Annotated in this window: 15 protein-coding genes; 6 read left to right on the top strand and 9 right to left on the bottom strand. The window is 62.4% G+C overall.

Annotation, left to right across the window (positions count from 1 at the left end):
- Nucleotides 1-99: 99 nt before the first annotated feature.
- The 5 genes from hpnC (at nucleotide 100) to ACN9MY_RS16710 (ending at nucleotide 4,904) form a co-directional block, all read left to right on the top strand.
- The gene (hpnC, locus tag ACN9MY_RS16730; RefSeq protein ID WP_426335796.1) at nucleotides 100-924 is read left to right on the top strand and encodes a squalene synthase HpnC; all 825 of its coding nucleotides are present in this window, start codon (nucleotides 100-102) and stop codon (nucleotides 922-924) included.
- Nucleotides 925-962: 38 nt separating this feature from the next.
- Nucleotides 963-1,796 carry a presqualene diphosphate synthase HpnD gene (gene hpnD / locus ACN9MY_RS16725; RefSeq protein ID WP_426161534.1) on the top strand — a complete coding sequence of 278 codons (834 nt, stop codon included), beginning with the start codon at nucleotides 963-965 and terminating at the stop codon, nucleotides 1,794-1,796.
- Nucleotides 1,789-3,168 carry a hydroxysqualene dehydroxylase HpnE gene (hpnE, locus tag ACN9MY_RS16720; RefSeq protein ID WP_426335795.1) on the top strand — a complete coding sequence of 460 codons (1,380 nt, stop codon included), beginning with the start codon at nucleotides 1,789-1,791 and terminating at the stop codon, nucleotides 3,166-3,168. The genes hpnD and hpnE overlap by 8 nt, the downstream gene beginning before the upstream one ends.
- A gap of 126 nt (nucleotides 3,169-3,294) precedes the next feature.
- The gene (locus ACN9MY_RS16715) at nucleotides 3,295-4,077 is read left to right on the top strand and encodes a DUF1700 domain-containing protein (protein ID WP_426161532.1); all 783 of its coding nucleotides are present in this window, start codon (nucleotides 3,295-3,297) and stop codon (nucleotides 4,075-4,077) included.
- 11 nt (nucleotides 4,078-4,088) lie between these two features.
- Nucleotides 4,089-4,904 carry a head GIN domain-containing protein gene (locus ACN9MY_RS16710; protein WP_426161531.1) on the top strand — a complete coding sequence of 272 codons (816 nt, stop codon included), beginning with the start codon at nucleotides 4,089-4,091 and terminating at the stop codon, nucleotides 4,902-4,904.
- On the opposite strand, the gene ACN9MY_RS16705 is transcribed toward ACN9MY_RS16710, so the two are convergent.
- The 9 genes from ACN9MY_RS16705 to kbl all read right to left on the bottom strand — a co-directional run bounded on the left by ACN9MY_RS16705 (nucleotide 4,878) and on the right by kbl (nucleotide 15,271).
- Nucleotides 4,878-6,098 carry an NAD(P)/FAD-dependent oxidoreductase gene (locus tag ACN9MY_RS16705; protein WP_426317985.1) on the bottom strand — a complete coding sequence of 407 codons (1,221 nt, stop codon included), beginning with the start codon at nucleotides 6,096-6,098 and terminating at the stop codon, nucleotides 4,878-4,880. The genes ACN9MY_RS16710 and ACN9MY_RS16705 overlap by 27 nt on opposite strands.
- Before the next feature lie 136 nt (nucleotides 6,099-6,234).
- Entirely contained in the window at nucleotides 6,235-7,578 is a 1,344-nt protein-coding gene (locus tag ACN9MY_RS16700; RefSeq protein WP_426335794.1) for a diguanylate cyclase domain-containing protein, read from the bottom strand.
- 4 nt (nucleotides 7,579-7,582) lie between these two features.
- Nucleotides 7,583-8,401, bottom strand: coding sequence for a substrate-binding domain-containing protein (locus ACN9MY_RS16695; protein ID WP_426161528.1), 819 nt, complete (start codon nucleotides 8,399-8,401; stop codon nucleotides 7,583-7,585).
- Nucleotides 8,402-8,569: 168 nt separating this feature from the next.
- A complete protein-coding gene (gene moaD, locus ACN9MY_RS16690; RefSeq protein ID WP_426335793.1) occupies nucleotides 8,570-8,824 on the bottom strand; it encodes a molybdopterin converting factor subunit 1 in 255 nt (84 codons plus the stop codon).
- Between the two features lies 1 nt (nucleotide 8,825).
- The gene (gene glp / locus ACN9MY_RS16685; RefSeq protein WP_426172224.1) at nucleotides 8,826-10,022 is read right to left on the bottom strand and encodes a gephyrin-like molybdotransferase Glp; all 1,197 of its coding nucleotides are present in this window, start codon (nucleotides 10,020-10,022) and stop codon (nucleotides 8,826-8,828) included.
- A 9-nt stretch (nucleotides 10,023-10,031) separates the two neighbouring features.
- Nucleotides 10,032-11,507: a threonine synthase gene (gene thrC, locus ACN9MY_RS16680; protein ID WP_426161526.1), complete on the bottom strand. Its 1,476-nt coding sequence runs from the start codon at nucleotides 11,505-11,507 to the stop codon at nucleotides 10,032-10,034.
- A gap of 177 nt (nucleotides 11,508-11,684) precedes the next feature.
- The gene (locus tag ACN9MY_RS16675) at nucleotides 11,685-13,064 is read right to left on the bottom strand and encodes an L-serine ammonia-lyase (RefSeq protein ID WP_426161525.1); all 1,380 of its coding nucleotides are present in this window, start codon (nucleotides 13,062-13,064) and stop codon (nucleotides 11,685-11,687) included.
- A 20-nt stretch (nucleotides 13,065-13,084) separates the two neighbouring features.
- Entirely contained in the window at nucleotides 13,085-14,047 is a 963-nt protein-coding gene (locus ACN9MY_RS16670; RefSeq protein WP_426161524.1) for an NAD-dependent epimerase/dehydratase family protein, read from the bottom strand.
- A 21-nt stretch (nucleotides 14,048-14,068) separates the two neighbouring features.
- Entirely contained in the window at nucleotides 14,069-15,271 is a 1,203-nt protein-coding gene (kbl, locus tag ACN9MY_RS16665; protein ID WP_426161523.1) for a glycine C-acetyltransferase, read from the bottom strand.
- Nucleotides 15,272-15,385: 114 nt separating this feature from the next.
- Between kbl and ACN9MY_RS16660 the strand changes: the two genes are divergently transcribed.
- Entirely contained in the window at nucleotides 15,386-15,961 is a 576-nt protein-coding gene (locus ACN9MY_RS16660; RefSeq protein WP_426161522.1) for a helix-turn-helix domain-containing protein, read from the top strand.
- Nucleotides 15,962-15,964: the final 3 nt, after the last annotated feature.

The raw sequence follows: 15,964 nt of genomic DNA, 5'->3' as shown, positions 1-15,964 counted from the left end.
TGGAACTAAATGACTTTCCGTTTAGTAAGAAAAAAATTATAGCCGGGTCAACCGAACTTGCAAATGACTTTCGCGTCATTAATTTAGAACAGCACCTCTATGTCCGTTGACCATTACGAGAATTTCCCTGTCGCTTCCATCCTCGTGCCGCGCCGTTTACGCCCGGCGGTGGAGACGATTTACGCCTTCGCCCGCAGCGCCGACGATATCGCCGACGAGGGCGACGCCACGCCGGAACAGCGCCTGGCGGGCCTGACCGCTTACGAGGAAGCCCTGGGCCGCATCGAGCGCGCCGAAGGCGGCCATGAACCGATGTTCGAACGGCTGGCAGCCGTGATCGCGCAGCACAAGCTGCCCATGCGCCCTTTCTACGACCTGCTTTCCGCCTTCAAGCAGGACATTGTGGTGCACCGCTACCAGGACTACGCCTCCCTGCTCGATTACTGCGCCCGCTCGGCCAATCCGGTCGGCCTGCTGATGCTGCACCTGTACGGCGCGGCCGATGAGGAGAATATCCGCCAGTCGGAGGCCATCTGCTCGGCGCTCCAGATCATCAACTTCCTGCAAGATGTCGCCATCGATGAACATAAGGAGCGTATTTACATTCCGATGGAAGACCTGGCGCGTTACGCGCTGTCGCCAGCCCACCTGGCACGCCCCGACAACAGGGCGAAGTGGCGCGCCATGATGAAATTCGAAGTCGACCGCGCCCGCGCCCTGATGCTTTCGGGCGCGCCGCTGGCTTGCCGCCTGAAAGGCCGCATTGGACTGGAGTTGCGCATGGTGGTCCAGGGCGGCCTGCGTATTCTGGAGGCAATCGAGGAAGTCGATTACGACGTTTTTCTGCGTCGGCCCAAGCTTGAAAAGCGCGACTGGTTCAAGGTTTTCTGGCGCGCGCTTCGGATGAAGCCGTCTTCACTATAAAATAGCGCCTTTGTCAGCATTACCAAAGCCATAAGAACATGTCCCCCGACGAATACTGCCAGCAGAAGGCCGCCGCCAGCGGTTCCAGTTTCTACTACAGCTTCCTGTTCCTGCCGCCGGAGCGCCGCCGCGCTATCACTGCGCTGTACGCCTTTTGCCGCGAAGTCGACGACACCGTCGACGAGTGCAGCGATGAATCGCTGGCGCGCATCAAGCTGGCCTGGTGGCGCAATGAGATCGCCCAGATGTATCAGGGCAAGCAGACCCACCCGGTGACGCAGGCTTTGCAGCCGCATATTGCGACGTATGACCTGAAGCAGGAACATATGCAGGCCATCATCGACGGCATGGAGATGGACCTGAACCAGACCCGCTATCTCGATTACGCCGGCCTGACGAAGTACTGCTGGCATGTGGCGAGCGTGGTCGGCATCCTGTCGGCGTCGATTTTTGGCGTGACGAGGCCGGAGACGCTGCAATATGCCGAAAAGCTGGGCCATGCCTTCCAGCTCACCAATATCATCCGTGACGTGGGCGAAGATGCGCGCAAAGGCCGCATTTACCTGCCTGTCAACGAACTGCAGCAGTTCAACGTAACTGCCGCGGACCTGTTGAATGCCCGCGAGACCGAGAACTTCTCGAAGCTGATGCAATTCCAGGTGGCGCGTGCCCAGAAGGCTTATGACGAGGCGTTTGCGCTGTTGCCGAAGGAAGACCGCCGCGCCCAGCGCCCGGGCCTGATCATGGCGGCCATTTACCGCACCCTGTTAAATGAAATCGAGGAGGATGGCTACCACGTCCTCAAGCAGCGCATTTCCCTTACGCCTATCCGCAAGCTGTGGCTGGCGTGGAAGACCTGGGTTCGTGGCTAAGCACTTCGCCGTTGCCGGCGGCGGCTGGGCGGGATTCGCCGCCGCCGTAGAACTCGCCCGGGCCGGCCACCAGGTGACCGTTTTCGAGGCTGCCCGCTCGCTGGGCGGCCGGGCGCGCCGCGTATCTTTCGACGGGCGTGAACTGGATAATGGCCAGCACATCATGCTGGGGGCTTATTCGGAATCGCTTCGCATCATGCGTGCGGTTGGCGTGGATTTGCGTTCCGCCGTACTCACGCTGCCCTTGCAGATGCGCTATCCGCCCGGTGGCGACGGCATGGATTTCCTGGCGCCGCGTTTGCCTGCGCCGCTGCATGTCGGCATTGCCCTGTTGCGGGCGAAAGGCCTGGCGCGCGAGGACAAGATGGCCCTGGCCCGCTTTACCACGACTGCGCGCTGGATGGATTGGCGCTTGAACAATGATTGCAGCGTGGCCGAGTTGCTGGAACGCTTCGACCAGACGCCAAGGCTGGTGGCGTTGATGTGGCGGCCGTTGTGCCTCGCCGCCCTGAATACGCCGCCGGAACGTGCTTCCGCGCAGGTGTTCCTTGCCGTGCTGCGCGACAGCCTCGGCGCACGACGGGCAGCATCGGACATGCTGGTTCCCCGTGCCGACCTGTCCGCCCTCTTCCCCGATGCCGCCGCCGCCTGGCTGCAAGGCAAGGGCAACACCGTCCATCTCGGCGCAAAGGTCACTTCCATCGGCTCCGAAGCCGGAGGCTGGACCGTCGAGGCAAGCGGCGCGGCTGTTGGCGGCGACTGGACCGGCAAGTTTGATGGCGTCGTACTCGCCACCTCCCCCACTGCGACCGCCGCACTGCTCGCCAGCGCACACCGCGCCGGGGCCAGCGAAGCCGCAATTCCTTCGGAATTCGCCGAACTGGCAAGCCAGCTTGCGGCATTCGAGCCCGAACCGATCACGACCTGCTACCTGCAATATGCCCCGGACACGCGGCTGGCAATCCCGTTTTACGCCCTGATCGACGATCCGGCAACCCAGCGCTGGGGCCAGTTCGTCTTCGATCGCGGCCAGCTCGATGCCAAGCATGCCGGCCTGTTCGCCGTCGTGATCAGCGCCTCAAGTGACGCCGCAAGCCTGCCGCAGGAGGAGCTGGCAGCGGCGATCGCCGCACAACTGGCTGCCGACCTGGCGCGGCCCGAGCTTGGCAATCCGGCCTGGTCCAGGGTCATCACGGAAAAGCGCGCCACCTACGCCTGCACGCCTGCCCTCAAGCGCCCAGCCAACGAAACGCCGGCAAAAGGGCTGGTCCTGGCCGGCGATTACACGGCCGGGGAATACCCCGCCACCCTCGAGATGGCCGTCCGCAGCGGCGTCCAGGCGGCGCACCTGCTCGCGAAGGCGAAACCTTGATGTCCCGCCTGTCCGGCGTTTTGCTCGCCTGCTCCCCCATTTCTGCATCCTGTCGTAAACAGCTCGAGCCCCTCCAGTGCCAGCGATACAGTGCAATCATGGAACAACAGGAGGCTTGAGTTTCCAATGAGCAAGAATGAGTACCTCGACGCACTGAAGAAAGCCCTCGCCGGCTTGCCGCCCGACGTGGCGGCCAAGACGATGGCTTACTACGAACAGCGTTTTATCGACAGCCTGGCCGCCGGCAAGACTGAAGAGGAAATCGCCGCCGAGCTGGACGAACCGCGCAAGATCGCGATGACCCTGCGCGCCAACGCCCACCGCAGCGCATTCGAGCAAAAGCGCAACCCGGCCAACCTCGCCCGCATGGTGTTTTCCCTCATTGGCCTCGGCATCTTCAACCTCTTCATGGTGGTCCCGGCCGCGGTCTTTTCTGCCTTGCTGGTGTCGATTTACGCCAGCGCCTTTGCCTTTTACATCAGCGGGATCGCCATCACTGCAACCGGCCTGGCGGGAGCCAATGAACTGGTCCTCACCGGCCCATTGCGCCACCTCGTCGTCTTCGATGATGGCGACCAGGTTGATGCCCGCATGCAGACCAGGATTTCGATCAGCGACCAGGGTGTCGAAGTGTTACAGGAACCTTCGGCGGGGCTGCGCAAGGAATGGGATGAAGCGGACAGCAAGTCCGAACAGTGGCTGGAAGGCGCGGAAGCCATGGCTGAAGGCGGCGTACGCATCACCTCCGACCTCGATAACGAATCGCGCGCCACGCAAACCGCGGTCGGCATCGGCCTGGTATTGCTCGGTATCGCATTGAGCCTGGCAAGCATCGTGATCACGCGCTACTCGCTGATCGGCTTGAAACGCTACATCCAGATGAACGTTGCGCTGCTGCGCGGCCAATGAAAGGAAACGCAATGAACATCCGTTCCCTGCTCAAGATTGGCTTTGGCATGGCATTGCTGGCGGTGCTGCTGACGGCCGTCACTTACAGCATGCTGCGCGCCCAGGGCGCCGCCAATCCCACCAGCGTGGCCGGCCGCGCCGCCCGCACCGAAGTGCGCGAAATCAGCGCAACGATTTCCAATGTCGAACTGGTCGGACCCATCGACCTGCGCCTGAAACAGGGCGATGTGCCATCCCTGAAGGTGCGCGGCGAACAGCGCCTGCTGGGCAATATCGGCACCGAACAGGATGGCGCAACGCTCCGCATCGGTTCCAAGGGCTTGCTGCTGCATCCACGCCGCCCGATTGAGGTCGAGCTGGTACTGCCGTCCCTGAACGAGCTGGTGGTCAATGGCAGCGGCGACAGCAACGTCAATGGCTTCAGCGGCGAGCACCTGAGCATCCAGTTGCAAGGCTCGGGCAACCTGACCTTCAATGGCCGCTACAAGAATGTGGAAGCCGGCGTGCACGGCAGCGGCGACCTGAACCTGAACACCGGCCACGGCGAGAAAGTCGCCCTGGAAATGGTCGGTTCCGGCGCCATTACTTCCAGCGGCAGCTGCAAGGAGTTGACGGCCGAAGTGACCGGTTCCGGCGACCTGGACGCCCAGCACCTGGCGACGGACAAAGTGGTGGTGGCCCTGCTGGGCTCCGGCACCACCAATGTCTTCGCCCGCCAGTCGGCCGATCTCACCGTCAAGGGGACCGGCAATATCCGCGTGTTTGGCAACCCTTCCGAACGCAACGTCAGCCGCAGCGGCTCAGGCGGCGTGAGCTGGGTGCATTAAGTAGCGCAACATGTCCTTGCCGGCGGCCAGGCCGCTGGCGAAACAGGCCGTGAGCAGGTAGCCGCCGGTCGGCGCTTCCCAGTCCAGCATTTCTCCGGCTACGAACACGCCCGGCATTGCCTTCAACATCGTTCCTTCCAGCGCTTCGAATCGCACGCCACCAGCACTGCTGATCGCCTCGTCAATCGGGCGCGGCGCATACAGCGTGATTGTCAAGGCCTTCAAGCTTGCTGCCACGCGCATCGGGTCATGGAAGGCGTCCTTGTCCAGAACTTCGTGCAACAGGCCGGTCTTGACGCCTTTGATGTGGAGGCGGCTTTGCAGGAAGCTCGACATCGAGCGCGAACCGCGCGGGTGCGACAGTTCCTGTTGCAAGCGCTCCAGCGGCCAGTCCGGCAACAAGTCCAGCTCGATGGTCGCACTGCCATGCGCTGCGATACGGTCGCGGATCCCAGAGGACAGCGCATACACCAGGCTGCCTTCCACGCCGGTCGCGGTGACAACCATCTGGCCCTTCCGGCCGCCAATGGCCACGGTGGTCAGGGGCTGCCCCGCATACTTCTGCGAGAAATGCGCGCTCCAGCGGGCATCGAAACCGCAATTGGCCGGCACCAGCGGCGCAACTTCGACGCCGCGCCCGGCCAACAGGGGCTGCCAGGCGCCATCCGAACCGAGGCGCGCCCAGCTTGCCCCACCCAGTGCGAGCAATACCACACGATGTTGCACATTGCGCTCGCCTTCCGGCGTCTCAAAACGCAAGCCACCTTCCTCCGTCCAGCCCAGCCAGCGATGGCGCTGGTGGAAATGCACTCCGCTTTGGCGCAGGCGATGCAACCAGGCGCGCAACATGGGCGCTGCCTTCATCTCGGTAGGAAAGACCCGGCCTGAGGTGCCGACAAAAGTGTCGATGCCCAGACCGTGCACCCAGGCGCGCAGATCGTCGGGCTTGAAAGCATCGAGCATCGGGCGCAAGGCAGCGGCACGGCTGCCATAGCGGGCCACGAATGCTTCGTAAGGCTCGGAATGGGTCAGGTTCATGCCGCCGCGGCCGGCCAGCAGGAACTTGCGGCCGACCGATGGCATGGCGTCATACACATCCACACGCACACCTGCCGCTGCCAACACTTCAGCCGCCATCAAGCCCGCCGGCCCGCCGCCGATCACCGCTACACCTTGTAATTGATTGCTTTCCATAGGGGCAGCATTGTAGTCGATCTCGGACGATCGGCTGCCAGCAGTTGAGCAAAGTCCTCCGGCGCCATGGGCAGGGCAACGAAGCAGCCCTGCATCTCGTCGCAGTAATGGTCACACAGCCATTCGCGCCTCAGGATCACCGGCGCGCCAGCGGCAGGAACTCCGCTGGCGGCACCAGGCCGCGGACCGGGTGCTGCCAACGCACCAGGGCTTCGGCAGCGGCCAGGCTGCCGTCGCTCAACGCCGCCCGCGGCTGGTAATGGACCACCATTTCATTGTGCACCAGGGCGCTGCGCAGCTCAGCCTCCAGCGCAAACATGCGCGAGGCGCGCTCGTTCATCTCCTGTGCGACGAAACGGAAACGATTGCCGCCGTGACCGACCGCGTGCGCCATGGCCGAGTTGGCGGAGCGCAGCATGACTGAGGGCTCAGCGCCACCCTCGCCCATCAATGCAACGCCGATGCTGGCGGTGGTATTGACGATGTTGTCCTTCCAGCGCATAGGAGCCTTGATCGCCTCGAGCAGCTTGCCCGCAACCGGCAGCACATCGTCATCATTGGCCATGTCGGACAGGATCACCGCGAATTCGTTGCCGAGCAGATGGGCGACGGTATCGCCTTCGCGCAGGCAGGACTTCATGGCGGAAGCCGCATGCATCAGCAAGGCGCTGCAGGCTTCCGGGCCCAGGCTGGCTTTGACGCCGCGGTAGCGGTCCATGGTCAGGGCCAGTACCGCCACTTTGCGGCCGGTGCGTTCGGCAGCCACCAGGGCCTGGCGCAGGCGGTCATTGAACAAGGCGCGATTGGCCAGGCCTGTTGCCGGGTCATGGTGGGCATGGCTGGCCGAGGCCTGCTCTGCCGCCCGGCGCCTGCGTGCTTCGTGCATATTCCTGAGTCCGAGCGCCAGGTCGGCCGCCAGTTCCTGCAAAACCTGTACTTCATCTGCGTCGAAGGCGCAGGGATCGATCGAGTACACGCACAATACACCCGTCGGCGACGCATCTTCACCGGTGCCGTCCAAGGGCAAAGCAAGCACGCTGGGATAACCGTACTCCGCCGGCGTTCCGTGGCGCAGCCGGAGTTGGCCGTCCCCCATCACATCAAGCGCGATGCCTTCACAGGCGCAACCGCGCTGCAATCCACCAGCAGCCGCCGCAAAGCGTCCCGCTGGCGTGCCCTGGATCTCACTGGCCAGCAGATCCTTGCTGCTGCCGGCCATCGACAGGCCGGTCCAGACCAGCGAGTAAGCGCCTTCGGCTGAAATGACGCGACACATGGCCGCCATCATCTCTTCCGCACTGCTGGCATGCAGCAACGCCGCACGGCAGCTCGAGGCCATGCGCAAGGCCTGGTTGGCACGCAGCAGTTCGTCTGCCTGTGCACTGGCGCGCTGGTGCTCGTCTTCACGCGCGAGGACGCCCCAGACCGTTGCCGCCGCTGCGCATGCAGCGAGCAATCCAAGCAAAATGTAGTTTTCCATGGCGTCAGTCCAGGTAGGGGACAAAGTCGAATGCCGACAGGATGCCGTTCACTTGAGCGGAAAGGCAAAAAGAGAAGAAGCTTCTCGCGACCCCGGTTGGCGCATCCCTGCTCGCCAGGGTCAGGATGCGGCAGATCGGATAGCTGCCGTTGCGGATAGTTGCGGTACTGGCTGGCACGCCGGCAATAGGCAGCAAGCGCACCGGGACGCCCTGCGAAATCGCGCGCTCCGCCGTACCGACCGAGACGTAGGCGATTGCGTTCTCGCACGAGGCCACTACGGCCAGACGTTCAATATTCGATTCCACAGCCGCGTTCAGGCTGAATGCCTCCAGCGGCTGACGGAGAAAGCGGGCAAACAGCGCACTTGAGGCGCCATCGTGCAGCCCGCCCAGCGCGTACACCGATCCTGGGCTGCCTTCGGCTGCGCGCCAGTCCCGCAGGCGGCCGGTGAAGATGCCTTGCAGTGCTTCCACGCTCAACTCCCGCAGCGGGTTATTGGCATGCACCACGACGCCAACGCCGTCGCGCGCAATCGGGATGCCGTACAGGTCGCGTTCCGCCGGTGCGAGAGCGCGGGACAGCATGGCGATATGCGCATGGCCAGAGCGCACGTCTTCCAGGCCACGCGACGACCCGCCCAGTTCGACATCAACGGCGATCTCAGGGTGCGCCAGATGGTACTTGGCGGCGATCTCCTGCAACAACGGCCCCATCGTGGTCGAACCGGCGATGTGGAGCTTTTGCGCACGCTTGCGCGGCGGGACGGGAACGTGGCCCCGTGTGATGCCATTCAGGCCGAGGGCGGCAAAGACAAAACCCATTGCGACTCTCCTTGCAGTGAAAGGAAAAAGCCGCAGGGAAGAGGCGACAGGAATGTGTGCGGTGATAGGCGCGGCGCAGGTTTTGGGCCGCCTGTGGTCAAGTATAACGTGACAATGCTTTTGGTCAACAGTCAGTACTCGACTGTTGCGCGGGCACAGCAATAGGCCTTAACCGCCTGTCACAGGTGGGAAAAAGGCAACTTCATCGCCCGGTGCAACGCGCGTGCCGGCGTCGCACATGCGCTGGTTGCAGGCCATGCGCAAGGCGCGGCCCTCGGCCAGGGCGCTTGCCCACGGTTCGCCGCGCGCCAGCAGCCATGTACGCACATCGCCGACCGTCTCGGCACCCGGCGGCAGCACCACCTGCTCGCCGCCGCCCAGCGCTTCGCGCACGCTGGCAAAATATTTAAGGTTGATCAGCATATCAATACATCAGTTCACTGAATGGGATGAAGCGCACGACATCGCCTGGCGCGATCGGGTTGCCGGGCGGATTGTCCACCAGGCCATCGCCCCAAACGGTCGAGGTCAACACAGCGGAGCCCTGGTTGGGGAACAGGTCCAGGCCGCCTTGCCCGTTCAGCTTGGCGCGCAGGAATTCATTGCGCCGGTCGGCTTTCGGCCAGCTGAAATCGGCGCGCACCAGCATGCCGCGTGGTTGCGCCGGCACGTCTGCGCCCTGCAGGCGCAGCAGGAATGGCCGCACGAACAGCAGGAAAGTGACAAAGCTCGATACCGGATTGCCCGGCAGGCCAAGGAAGAAGGCCTGTCCCACTTCGCCAAATGCCAGCGGCTTACCGGGCTTGACGGCGATTTGCCACATATTCAGCTTGCCCTCGGCTTCGACAGCCGGCTTGATATGGTCCTCTTCGCCGACCGACACGCCACCGGAGGTGATGATCAGGTCATTGCCGTCGGCTGCCTGGCGCAAGACCTTGCGCGTCGCTTCCAGCGAGTCGGGCACGATGCCGAAATCGCGCACTTCGCAGCCCAGGTTTTCCAGCAGGGCGCGCAGGGTGAAGCGGTTGGAATTGTAGATCGCCCCCGGCGCCAGCGGTTCGCCCGGCATCGCCAGCTCGTCGCCGGTGAAGAACACGGCCACGCGCAGCTTGCGGTGGACGTTCAGCTCCGCCATGCCGATCGAGGCGGCAAGGCCGAGTTCCTGGCTGCGCAGGCGCGTGCCGGCCGCCAGGATCACGCTGCCAACGCTGATGTCCTCGCCGGTACGGCGGATCCATTCGCCGGCTTTGGGCGTGTGGCGGATCGTCACCAGGCCGTCCTTCGCCTCGCATTGCTCCTGCATGACCACAGCATCGGCGCCCTCGGGAATCAGCGCGCCGGTAAAAATGCGCGCGGCGCAGCCGGGCAGCAGCGGCTGGCCGACGTGCCCTGCCGGGATACGCTGTGTTACCGTCAGCGTCGCATCACCGCTGGCGCAATCGGCGGAGCGCACCGCATAGCCGTCCATCTGCGTGTTGTCGTGGCCCGGCACGTTCATGGCGGACACCACGGCGCTCGCGAGCACGCGGCCGTTGGCTTCCAGGGTTGGAATCTGCTCGGTCCCAGCCACCGGGCGGGCGGCGGCGAGGAGGAAATCGAGGGCTTCGCGTACGGCGAGCATTGCCATGTTTTACAGTCCTGTATTGGCGGCGATGTAAGCCTTCATCCTGCTCACGTCGGCCGGCATGACTTCGAAGCGCTGCGGCAGCGCTTCGATGTTCTCGAAACCTGCCGGACGCTCGGCATCTTCGCCCAGTGCTTCCAGGATGGTTTCATTGAATTTGGCGGCCAGAGCGGTTTCCAGCACGATCATCGGCACGCCCGGCTCCATGTATTCCTTGGCAACCTTGATGCCGTCGGCGGTGTGGGTGTCGATCACGATGCCGTAATCGTCAGCCACGTCGCGAATGGTCTGCACACGGTCATCGTGCGTGGATTTGCCCGACTTGAAGCCGTAATTGGCCACCAGCTTGAATTCGTCGCCGTCGCTGCCGGGCGCGCCCGACAGGTCGAAGCCGCCGTCGGTTTCCACTTTCCTGAACAGTTCGCGCACGCGTTTGCCGTCGCCTTTTACCAGGTCGAACACGAAGCGCTCGAAATTGGAAGCTTTGGAGATGTCCATCGATGGACTGGAGGTGTGGTAGGTCTCGGCCGATTTGCGCACGCGGTAAATTCCGGTGCGGAAAAACTCGTCCAGCACGTCGTTTTCGTTGGTGGCGACCACCAGCTTGTCGATCGGCAGGCCCATTTGGCGGGCGATATGGCCGGCGCAGATATTGCCGAAATTGCCCGATGGGACGGTGAACGACACCTTTTGTTCATTGCTCCTGGTCGCCGCGAGATAGCCACGGAAGTAGTACACGACCTGCGCCACGACACGCGCCCAGTTAATGGAATTCACGGTGCCGATCTTGTGGCGGGCCTTGAATTCCAGGTCGTTCGACACCGCCTTCACCATGTCCTGGCAGTCGTCGAACACACCTTCTACCGCGATGTTGAAGATGTTCGGATCCTGCAGGCTGAACATCTGGGCAGTCTGGAAGGCACTCATCTTCTTGTGCGGCGACAGCATGAAGACTTTGATGCCTTTTTTGCCACGCATCGCGTATTCGGCGGCGCTGCCAGTGTCGCCCGAGGTGGCGCCGAAAATGTTCAGCTGCGCGTCCTGCTTGGCCAGGGCATATTCGAACAGGTTGCCGAGCAACTGCATTGCCATGTCCTTGAAGGCCAGCGTCGGGCCGTTGGACAGCGATTGCAGCACCAGTTTCTTGCCGTCGGTCTCTTCCAGCACGCGCAGCGGGGTGATGTCGGCGGCGTTTTCACCTTCACGCACGTTGCGGTACACGTCGGCGGTATAAGTCTTTTTAGCCAGGGAGCGCAGGTCGGCTTCCGGAATGTCGCCGGCAAATTTCTTCAGGATTTCTACCGCCAGGTCAGCGTAGGAAAGGTGGCGCCACTTGTTCAGCTCTTCGCCGCTAACCTGAGGGTACTCGACTGGCAGGTACAGGCCGCCGTCTGGCGCCAGACCACCCAGGAGGATGTCGGAAAATTGCTGGAGGGAGTGCGATGCAGCCGACGCGTCGGCCCGGGTAGACACGTATTGCATAAAGTAGAAAGTCCGGTGGCGGGTGAAAACGGACACCTATTATAGTCTGGCCGGAGTTTCTATGTGAATTAAGCCAGTTTTTGAAATTTTCTATCGAAAACCGGTGAACCGGTGCCTGCCCCGCAGCCGCCGCGTCATAGTGTCAGGCCCCGCGGGCCTGACACTGGTTTGCCGGTTTTAGCAGGCGGCGTGATTCACCGACACCACATGAATCGCCAGGCCGCCCAGCGAAGTCTCTTTATACTTGGCCTGCATGTCAGCGCCAGTCTGGCGCATGGTCTCAATCACATTATCCAGCGTGACGAAGTGGGTTCCATCGCCCTTCATGGCCAGCGATGCAGCGGTGATCGCCTTCACCGCCCCCATGCCATTGCGTTCGATGCAAGGAATCTGCACCAGGCCGCCGATCGGGTCGCAAGTCATGCCCAGGTGATGCTCGATCCCGATCTCCGCCGCATTTTCGATCTGCGCATTGGAACCGCCAAGCGCCGCCACCAGGCCGGCAGCCGCCATCGCGCATGCAACGCCAACTTCGCCCTGGCACCCTACTTCCGCACCGGAGATCGAAGCATTGCGCTTGCACAGCATGCCAATCGCCGCAGCCGTCAGCAAAAACGCACGCACGCCGGAAACAGGGTCGACCGGTTTGCAGTCTTCCGCATAGTATTTCAGCACAGCGGGAATGATGCCGGCAGCCCCATTTGTAGGTGCCGTTACAACACGTCCGCCCGCTGCATTCTCTTCATTGACCGCCATCGCATACAGGCTCACGCCGTTCAGCGCATCGTGCGGCAGCTGATTGGCACGGTCGCCGCCCTGGGCCTGGCGCCACAGATCGGCCGCGCGGCGCTTCACGTTCAAGCCGCCCGGCAACTGGCCGCGGGTCTCCAGGCCATGCTGGATACAGTCGCGCATGACGTGCCAGATGCGGTCCATGCCTTCGTTGAGTTCAGTTTCGCTGATACGCGTCAGCTCGTTTGCGCGCAGCATTTGCGGAATGGTCTTGCCGCTGCTGACGCCATGGCCCAGCAGCTCGGCCATTGTGTTGAACGGGTATGGCAGGCGAACGGCAGGCTTGCCATCCGTGCTTGCCTCTTCGCCTTCTGCGCGAATGAAGCCACCGCCCACAGAGTAGTAAATCCTGGAAACCGAACTCCCGTCTGCGCGCGTCAGCGTAAAGCGCATGCCGTTCGGATGCTCCGGCAGGTTCTCGGCCATATGGAACACCAGGTGCTGCTTGCGCGTGAATGGAATGGCCTTTTCGCCCAGCAGGCGCAACTCTCCGTCCACGTCGGCTGCCGCCAGCATGTCTTCCACCGCATCCGGATCGACGCCCTGCGGCGTCTCGCCCATCAGGCCAAGCAGCACGGCCTTGTCAGTGCCGTGGCCGACGCCAGTCAAGGCCAGCGAACCGTAAAGCTCGGCCGTCACCGAAGCGACATCGTCCAATGGACAGTTTTCGACCAGGAAGCGGCGTGCCGCCACCATTGGTCCCACCGTATGCGAACTCGATGGGCCAATGCCAATCTTGAATAAGTCGAAAACACTCATGTCCATTGTTGCTTGTCTCTCTCTAGTTATGCGGCCTCGCTGAGGCTCACGTCGATATTTGCCAGCATATCCTTCACCATCTCTTCCACGCCGATCTTCGCTTTCCAGTTCCAGTCCGCGGTCGCCTGGGAGTCATCCAGGCTGCGCGGCCAGCTGTCGGCGATGGCCTGCCGGCTGTCCGGCGTGTAGGCGATCTTGAACTCAGGCAGTGCGCGGGTAATCGCCGCGGCCAGTTCTTCCGGGTTGAAGGAAACGCCGGCGACATTGTACGACGAACGAATCTTGATTTGTGAAGCCGGTGCGTCCATCAATTCAATGGTTGCGCGAATCGCGTCAGGCATGTAGATCATCGGCAAAGTGGTCTTCGGGCCGAGGAAACAATCGTAGCGTTCACCGCGCAGCGCGGCGTGGAAAATCGCGATTGCGTAGTCGGTGGTGCCGCCGCCTGGAGGCGATTTGAAGCTGATGATGCCTGGGTAGCGGATCGAACGCACGTCCACGCCATACTTCAGGAAGTAGTATTCGCACAGTCGTTCGCCGGCCAGCTTGGAAATGCCGTAAATCGTGGTCGGGTCCATCACCGTGTACTGCGGGGTGTTCTCGGCCGGAGTGTTCGGGCCGAAGGCGGCGATCGACGACGGCCAGAAGATGCGCAGCGGCTTGCCCTGTTCGCCGCGTTCACGCGCCACTTCCAGGATGTTCAGCAGGCCGTCCATGTTCAGGTCCCACGCCTTCAGCGGAGCCGCCTCGCCCGTGGCGGACAGCATCGCAGCGAGCTGGTACACCTGCGTGATGCCTTCGGCAGCAACCAATGCTTGCAGTGCGGCCTTGTCCATCACGTTCAGCACCTGGTAGCGGGCTGCGTTGTACTTGTTGACCGGGCTGATATCGGTTGCGATGACGTTCTGTTCGCCGTGCTGTCTTGCCAGGGCTTCCACCAGTTCACTACCGATTTGGCCGTTGGCGCCGATGACGAGAATGCGTTCCATGATTCCTACCTATATTCCAGATTAGTTCTTGATGATGCCCAGCTCTTTGCCGGCTTGTTCGAATGCTGCGAGGACCTTGTCCAGCTGCTCGCGGGTGTGGGCGGCGGAAAGCTGCACGCGCACGCGCGCCTGGCCCATCGGCACCACCGGATAGAAGAAGCCGGACAGCAGCACGCCCAGTTCATACATGCGGGCCGCGAACTTCTGTGCTACCGGCGCATCGAACAGCATCACCGGCACGACCGGATGGGTGCCCGGCTTGATGGTGAAGCCGATGCGCTCGATCTCCTTGCGGAAGTAGGCGGTGTTTTCATGCAGGCGGTCGCGCAGCTCGGTCGAAGCGGACAAGCGCTTCAACACTTCCAGCGAAGCGCCGGCGATGGCCGGCGCAAGGGTGTTCGAGAACAGGTAAGGACGCGATTTCTGGCGCAGGGTGTCGATGACTTCCTTGCGGCCGGAAGTGAAACCGCCCATCGCGCCGCCCAGGGCCTTGCCCAGGGTGCCGGTGATGATGTCGATCTTGCCCAGCACATTATGGTGCTCGTGGGTGCCGCGGCCGGTCTTGCCCATGAAGCCGGAAGCATGGCATTCGTCGATCATGACCAGGGCGCCGTATTTCTCCGCCAGCTCGACGATCTTGTCCAGCTGCGCAATCGTGCCGTCCATCGAGAACACGCCGTCGGTCACGATGACTTTGTGGCGCTTGTCGGCGGCCGCCTGCAATTGCTTTTCCAGGTCGGCCATGTCGTTGTGCGCGTAGCGGAAGCGCGCTGCCTTGCACAGGCGGATGCCGTCGATGATCGATGCGTGGTTCAGCGCGTCGGAGATGATGGCGTCGTTTTCATCGAACAAAGGCTCGAATACGCCGCCGTTGGCGTCAAATGCTGCCGCGTACAGGATGGTGTCTTCGGTGCCCAGGAATTCGGAGATTGCCTTCTCCAGTTGCTTGTGCACGGTCTGGGTGCCGCAAATGAAGCGCACCGAGGACAAGCCGTAACCGTATTTCTCGGTTGCCGCGATGGAGGCCTGCGCCACCCATTCCTGGCCCGACAGGCCGAGGTAATTGTTGGCGCACATATTAATCAGGGTACGACCGTCTTCCGATTGCACCTCGCTGCCCTGGCGGGAAGCGATCACGCGCTCTGGCTTGTAGAGGCCATCGCTGCGCAGCTTTTCCAGGTTTTGTTGCAGGCCGGTGTAAAACGCATTCGTCGCTTGGCTCATGGTCGTCCTCTGATGTAAAGTTTACTCTTATTTCACTAATAAGGCCGGAATTCACTATATTGAACGTAAATTCGATATACGGAATCCTACTTTACTATATTGAACTCTGCAAGCGTGAAGCCGAACATTTCAACCAACGCCCCGCCGGAAGTCGGCGCCGCCCTGCAACGACTGCGCCTGGCCCGCGGCCTGACGCTGGAAGACCTGTCCCGCATTGCCGGGGTTTCCAAATCCATGCTGTCCCAGATTGAGCGCGAGAAGGCCAATCCGACCATTGCCATCACCTGGCGCCTGGCCAATGCGCTGGGCGTGCAGATCGGCGAACTGCTCTCCGATGTCGAGAAGGATGTCGAAGCGATAAAGTTGATCGATGCACACGAAACCCCTACCCTGCCCGGCGCCCACGCCGGCTATGTGCTGCGCATCCTGGGACCGATGGAGTTGGCCGGCAAATACGAATGGTACGAGCTGACCCTGTCGGCAGGCGGCGAACTGGTGTCGCAACCGCACGATCCCGGCACCACCGAGCACCTCACCATCCTGCACGGCTCGATGGAGCTGGAAGTCGGCGCCAACAAGAAGAAAATCAAGCTGGGCGGCACGGCACGCTACGCCGCAGACGTGCACCACGCCATCCGCAACCCAGGCAAGACTGAAGCCAAGGCACTGCTGGTGGTGATCCACCGCTAGCGG

Origin of the sequence: Pseudoduganella sp. R-31, assembly GCF_049913235.1 — a bacterium.
Classification (GTDB): domain Bacteria; phylum Pseudomonadota; class Gammaproteobacteria; order Burkholderiales; family Burkholderiaceae_D; genus Rugamonas.
Note: the sequence above shows the minus strand (reverse complement) of the source record. Positions and strands in the feature narration are given on the sequence as shown.

Excerpts from the sequence above, each read along its gene's own strand:
- kbl (WP_426161523.1), bottom strand. The coding sequence starts at position 15,271 with ATGAGCCAAGCGACGAATGCGTTTTACACCGGCCTGCAACAAAACCTG.
- ACN9MY_RS16670 (WP_426161524.1), bottom strand. The coding sequence starts at position 14,047 with ATGGAACGCATTCTCGTCATCGGCGCCAACGGCCAAATCGGTAGTGAA.
- ACN9MY_RS16675 (WP_426161525.1), bottom strand. The coding sequence starts at position 13,064 with ATGGACATGAGTGTTTTCGACTTATTCAAGATTGGCATTGGCCCATCG.
- ACN9MY_RS16695 (WP_426161528.1), bottom strand. The coding sequence starts at position 8,401 with ATGGGTTTTGTCTTTGCCGCCCTCGGCCTGAATGGCATCACACGGGGC.
- thrC (WP_426161526.1), bottom strand. The coding sequence starts at position 11,507 with ATGCAATACGTGTCTACCCGGGCCGACGCGTCGGCTGCATCGCACTCC.
- glp (WP_426172224.1), bottom strand. The coding sequence starts at position 10,022 with ATGCTCGCCGTACGCGAAGCCCTCGATTTCCTCCTCGCCGCCGCCCGC.
- hpnC (WP_426335796.1), top strand. The coding sequence starts at position 100 with ATGTCCGTTGACCATTACGAGAATTTCCCTGTCGCTTCCATCCTCGTG.
- moaD (WP_426335793.1), bottom strand. The coding sequence starts at position 8,824 with ATGCTGATCAACCTTAAATATTTTGCCAGCGTGCGCGAAGCGCTGGGC.
- hpnD (WP_426161534.1), top strand. The coding sequence starts at position 963 with ATGTCCCCCGACGAATACTGCCAGCAGAAGGCCGCCGCCAGCGGTTCC.
- ACN9MY_RS16700 (WP_426335794.1), bottom strand. The coding sequence starts at position 7,578 with ATGGAAAACTACATTTTGCTTGGATTGCTCGCTGCATGCGCAGCGGCG.
- ACN9MY_RS16710 (WP_426161531.1), top strand. The coding sequence starts at position 4,089 with ATGAACATCCGTTCCCTGCTCAAGATTGGCTTTGGCATGGCATTGCTG.
- ACN9MY_RS16715 (WP_426161532.1), top strand. The coding sequence starts at position 3,295 with ATGAGCAAGAATGAGTACCTCGACGCACTGAAGAAAGCCCTCGCCGGC.
- ACN9MY_RS16705 (WP_426317985.1), bottom strand. The coding sequence starts at position 6,098 with ATGGAAAGCAATCAATTACAAGGTGTAGCGGTGATCGGCGGCGGGCCG.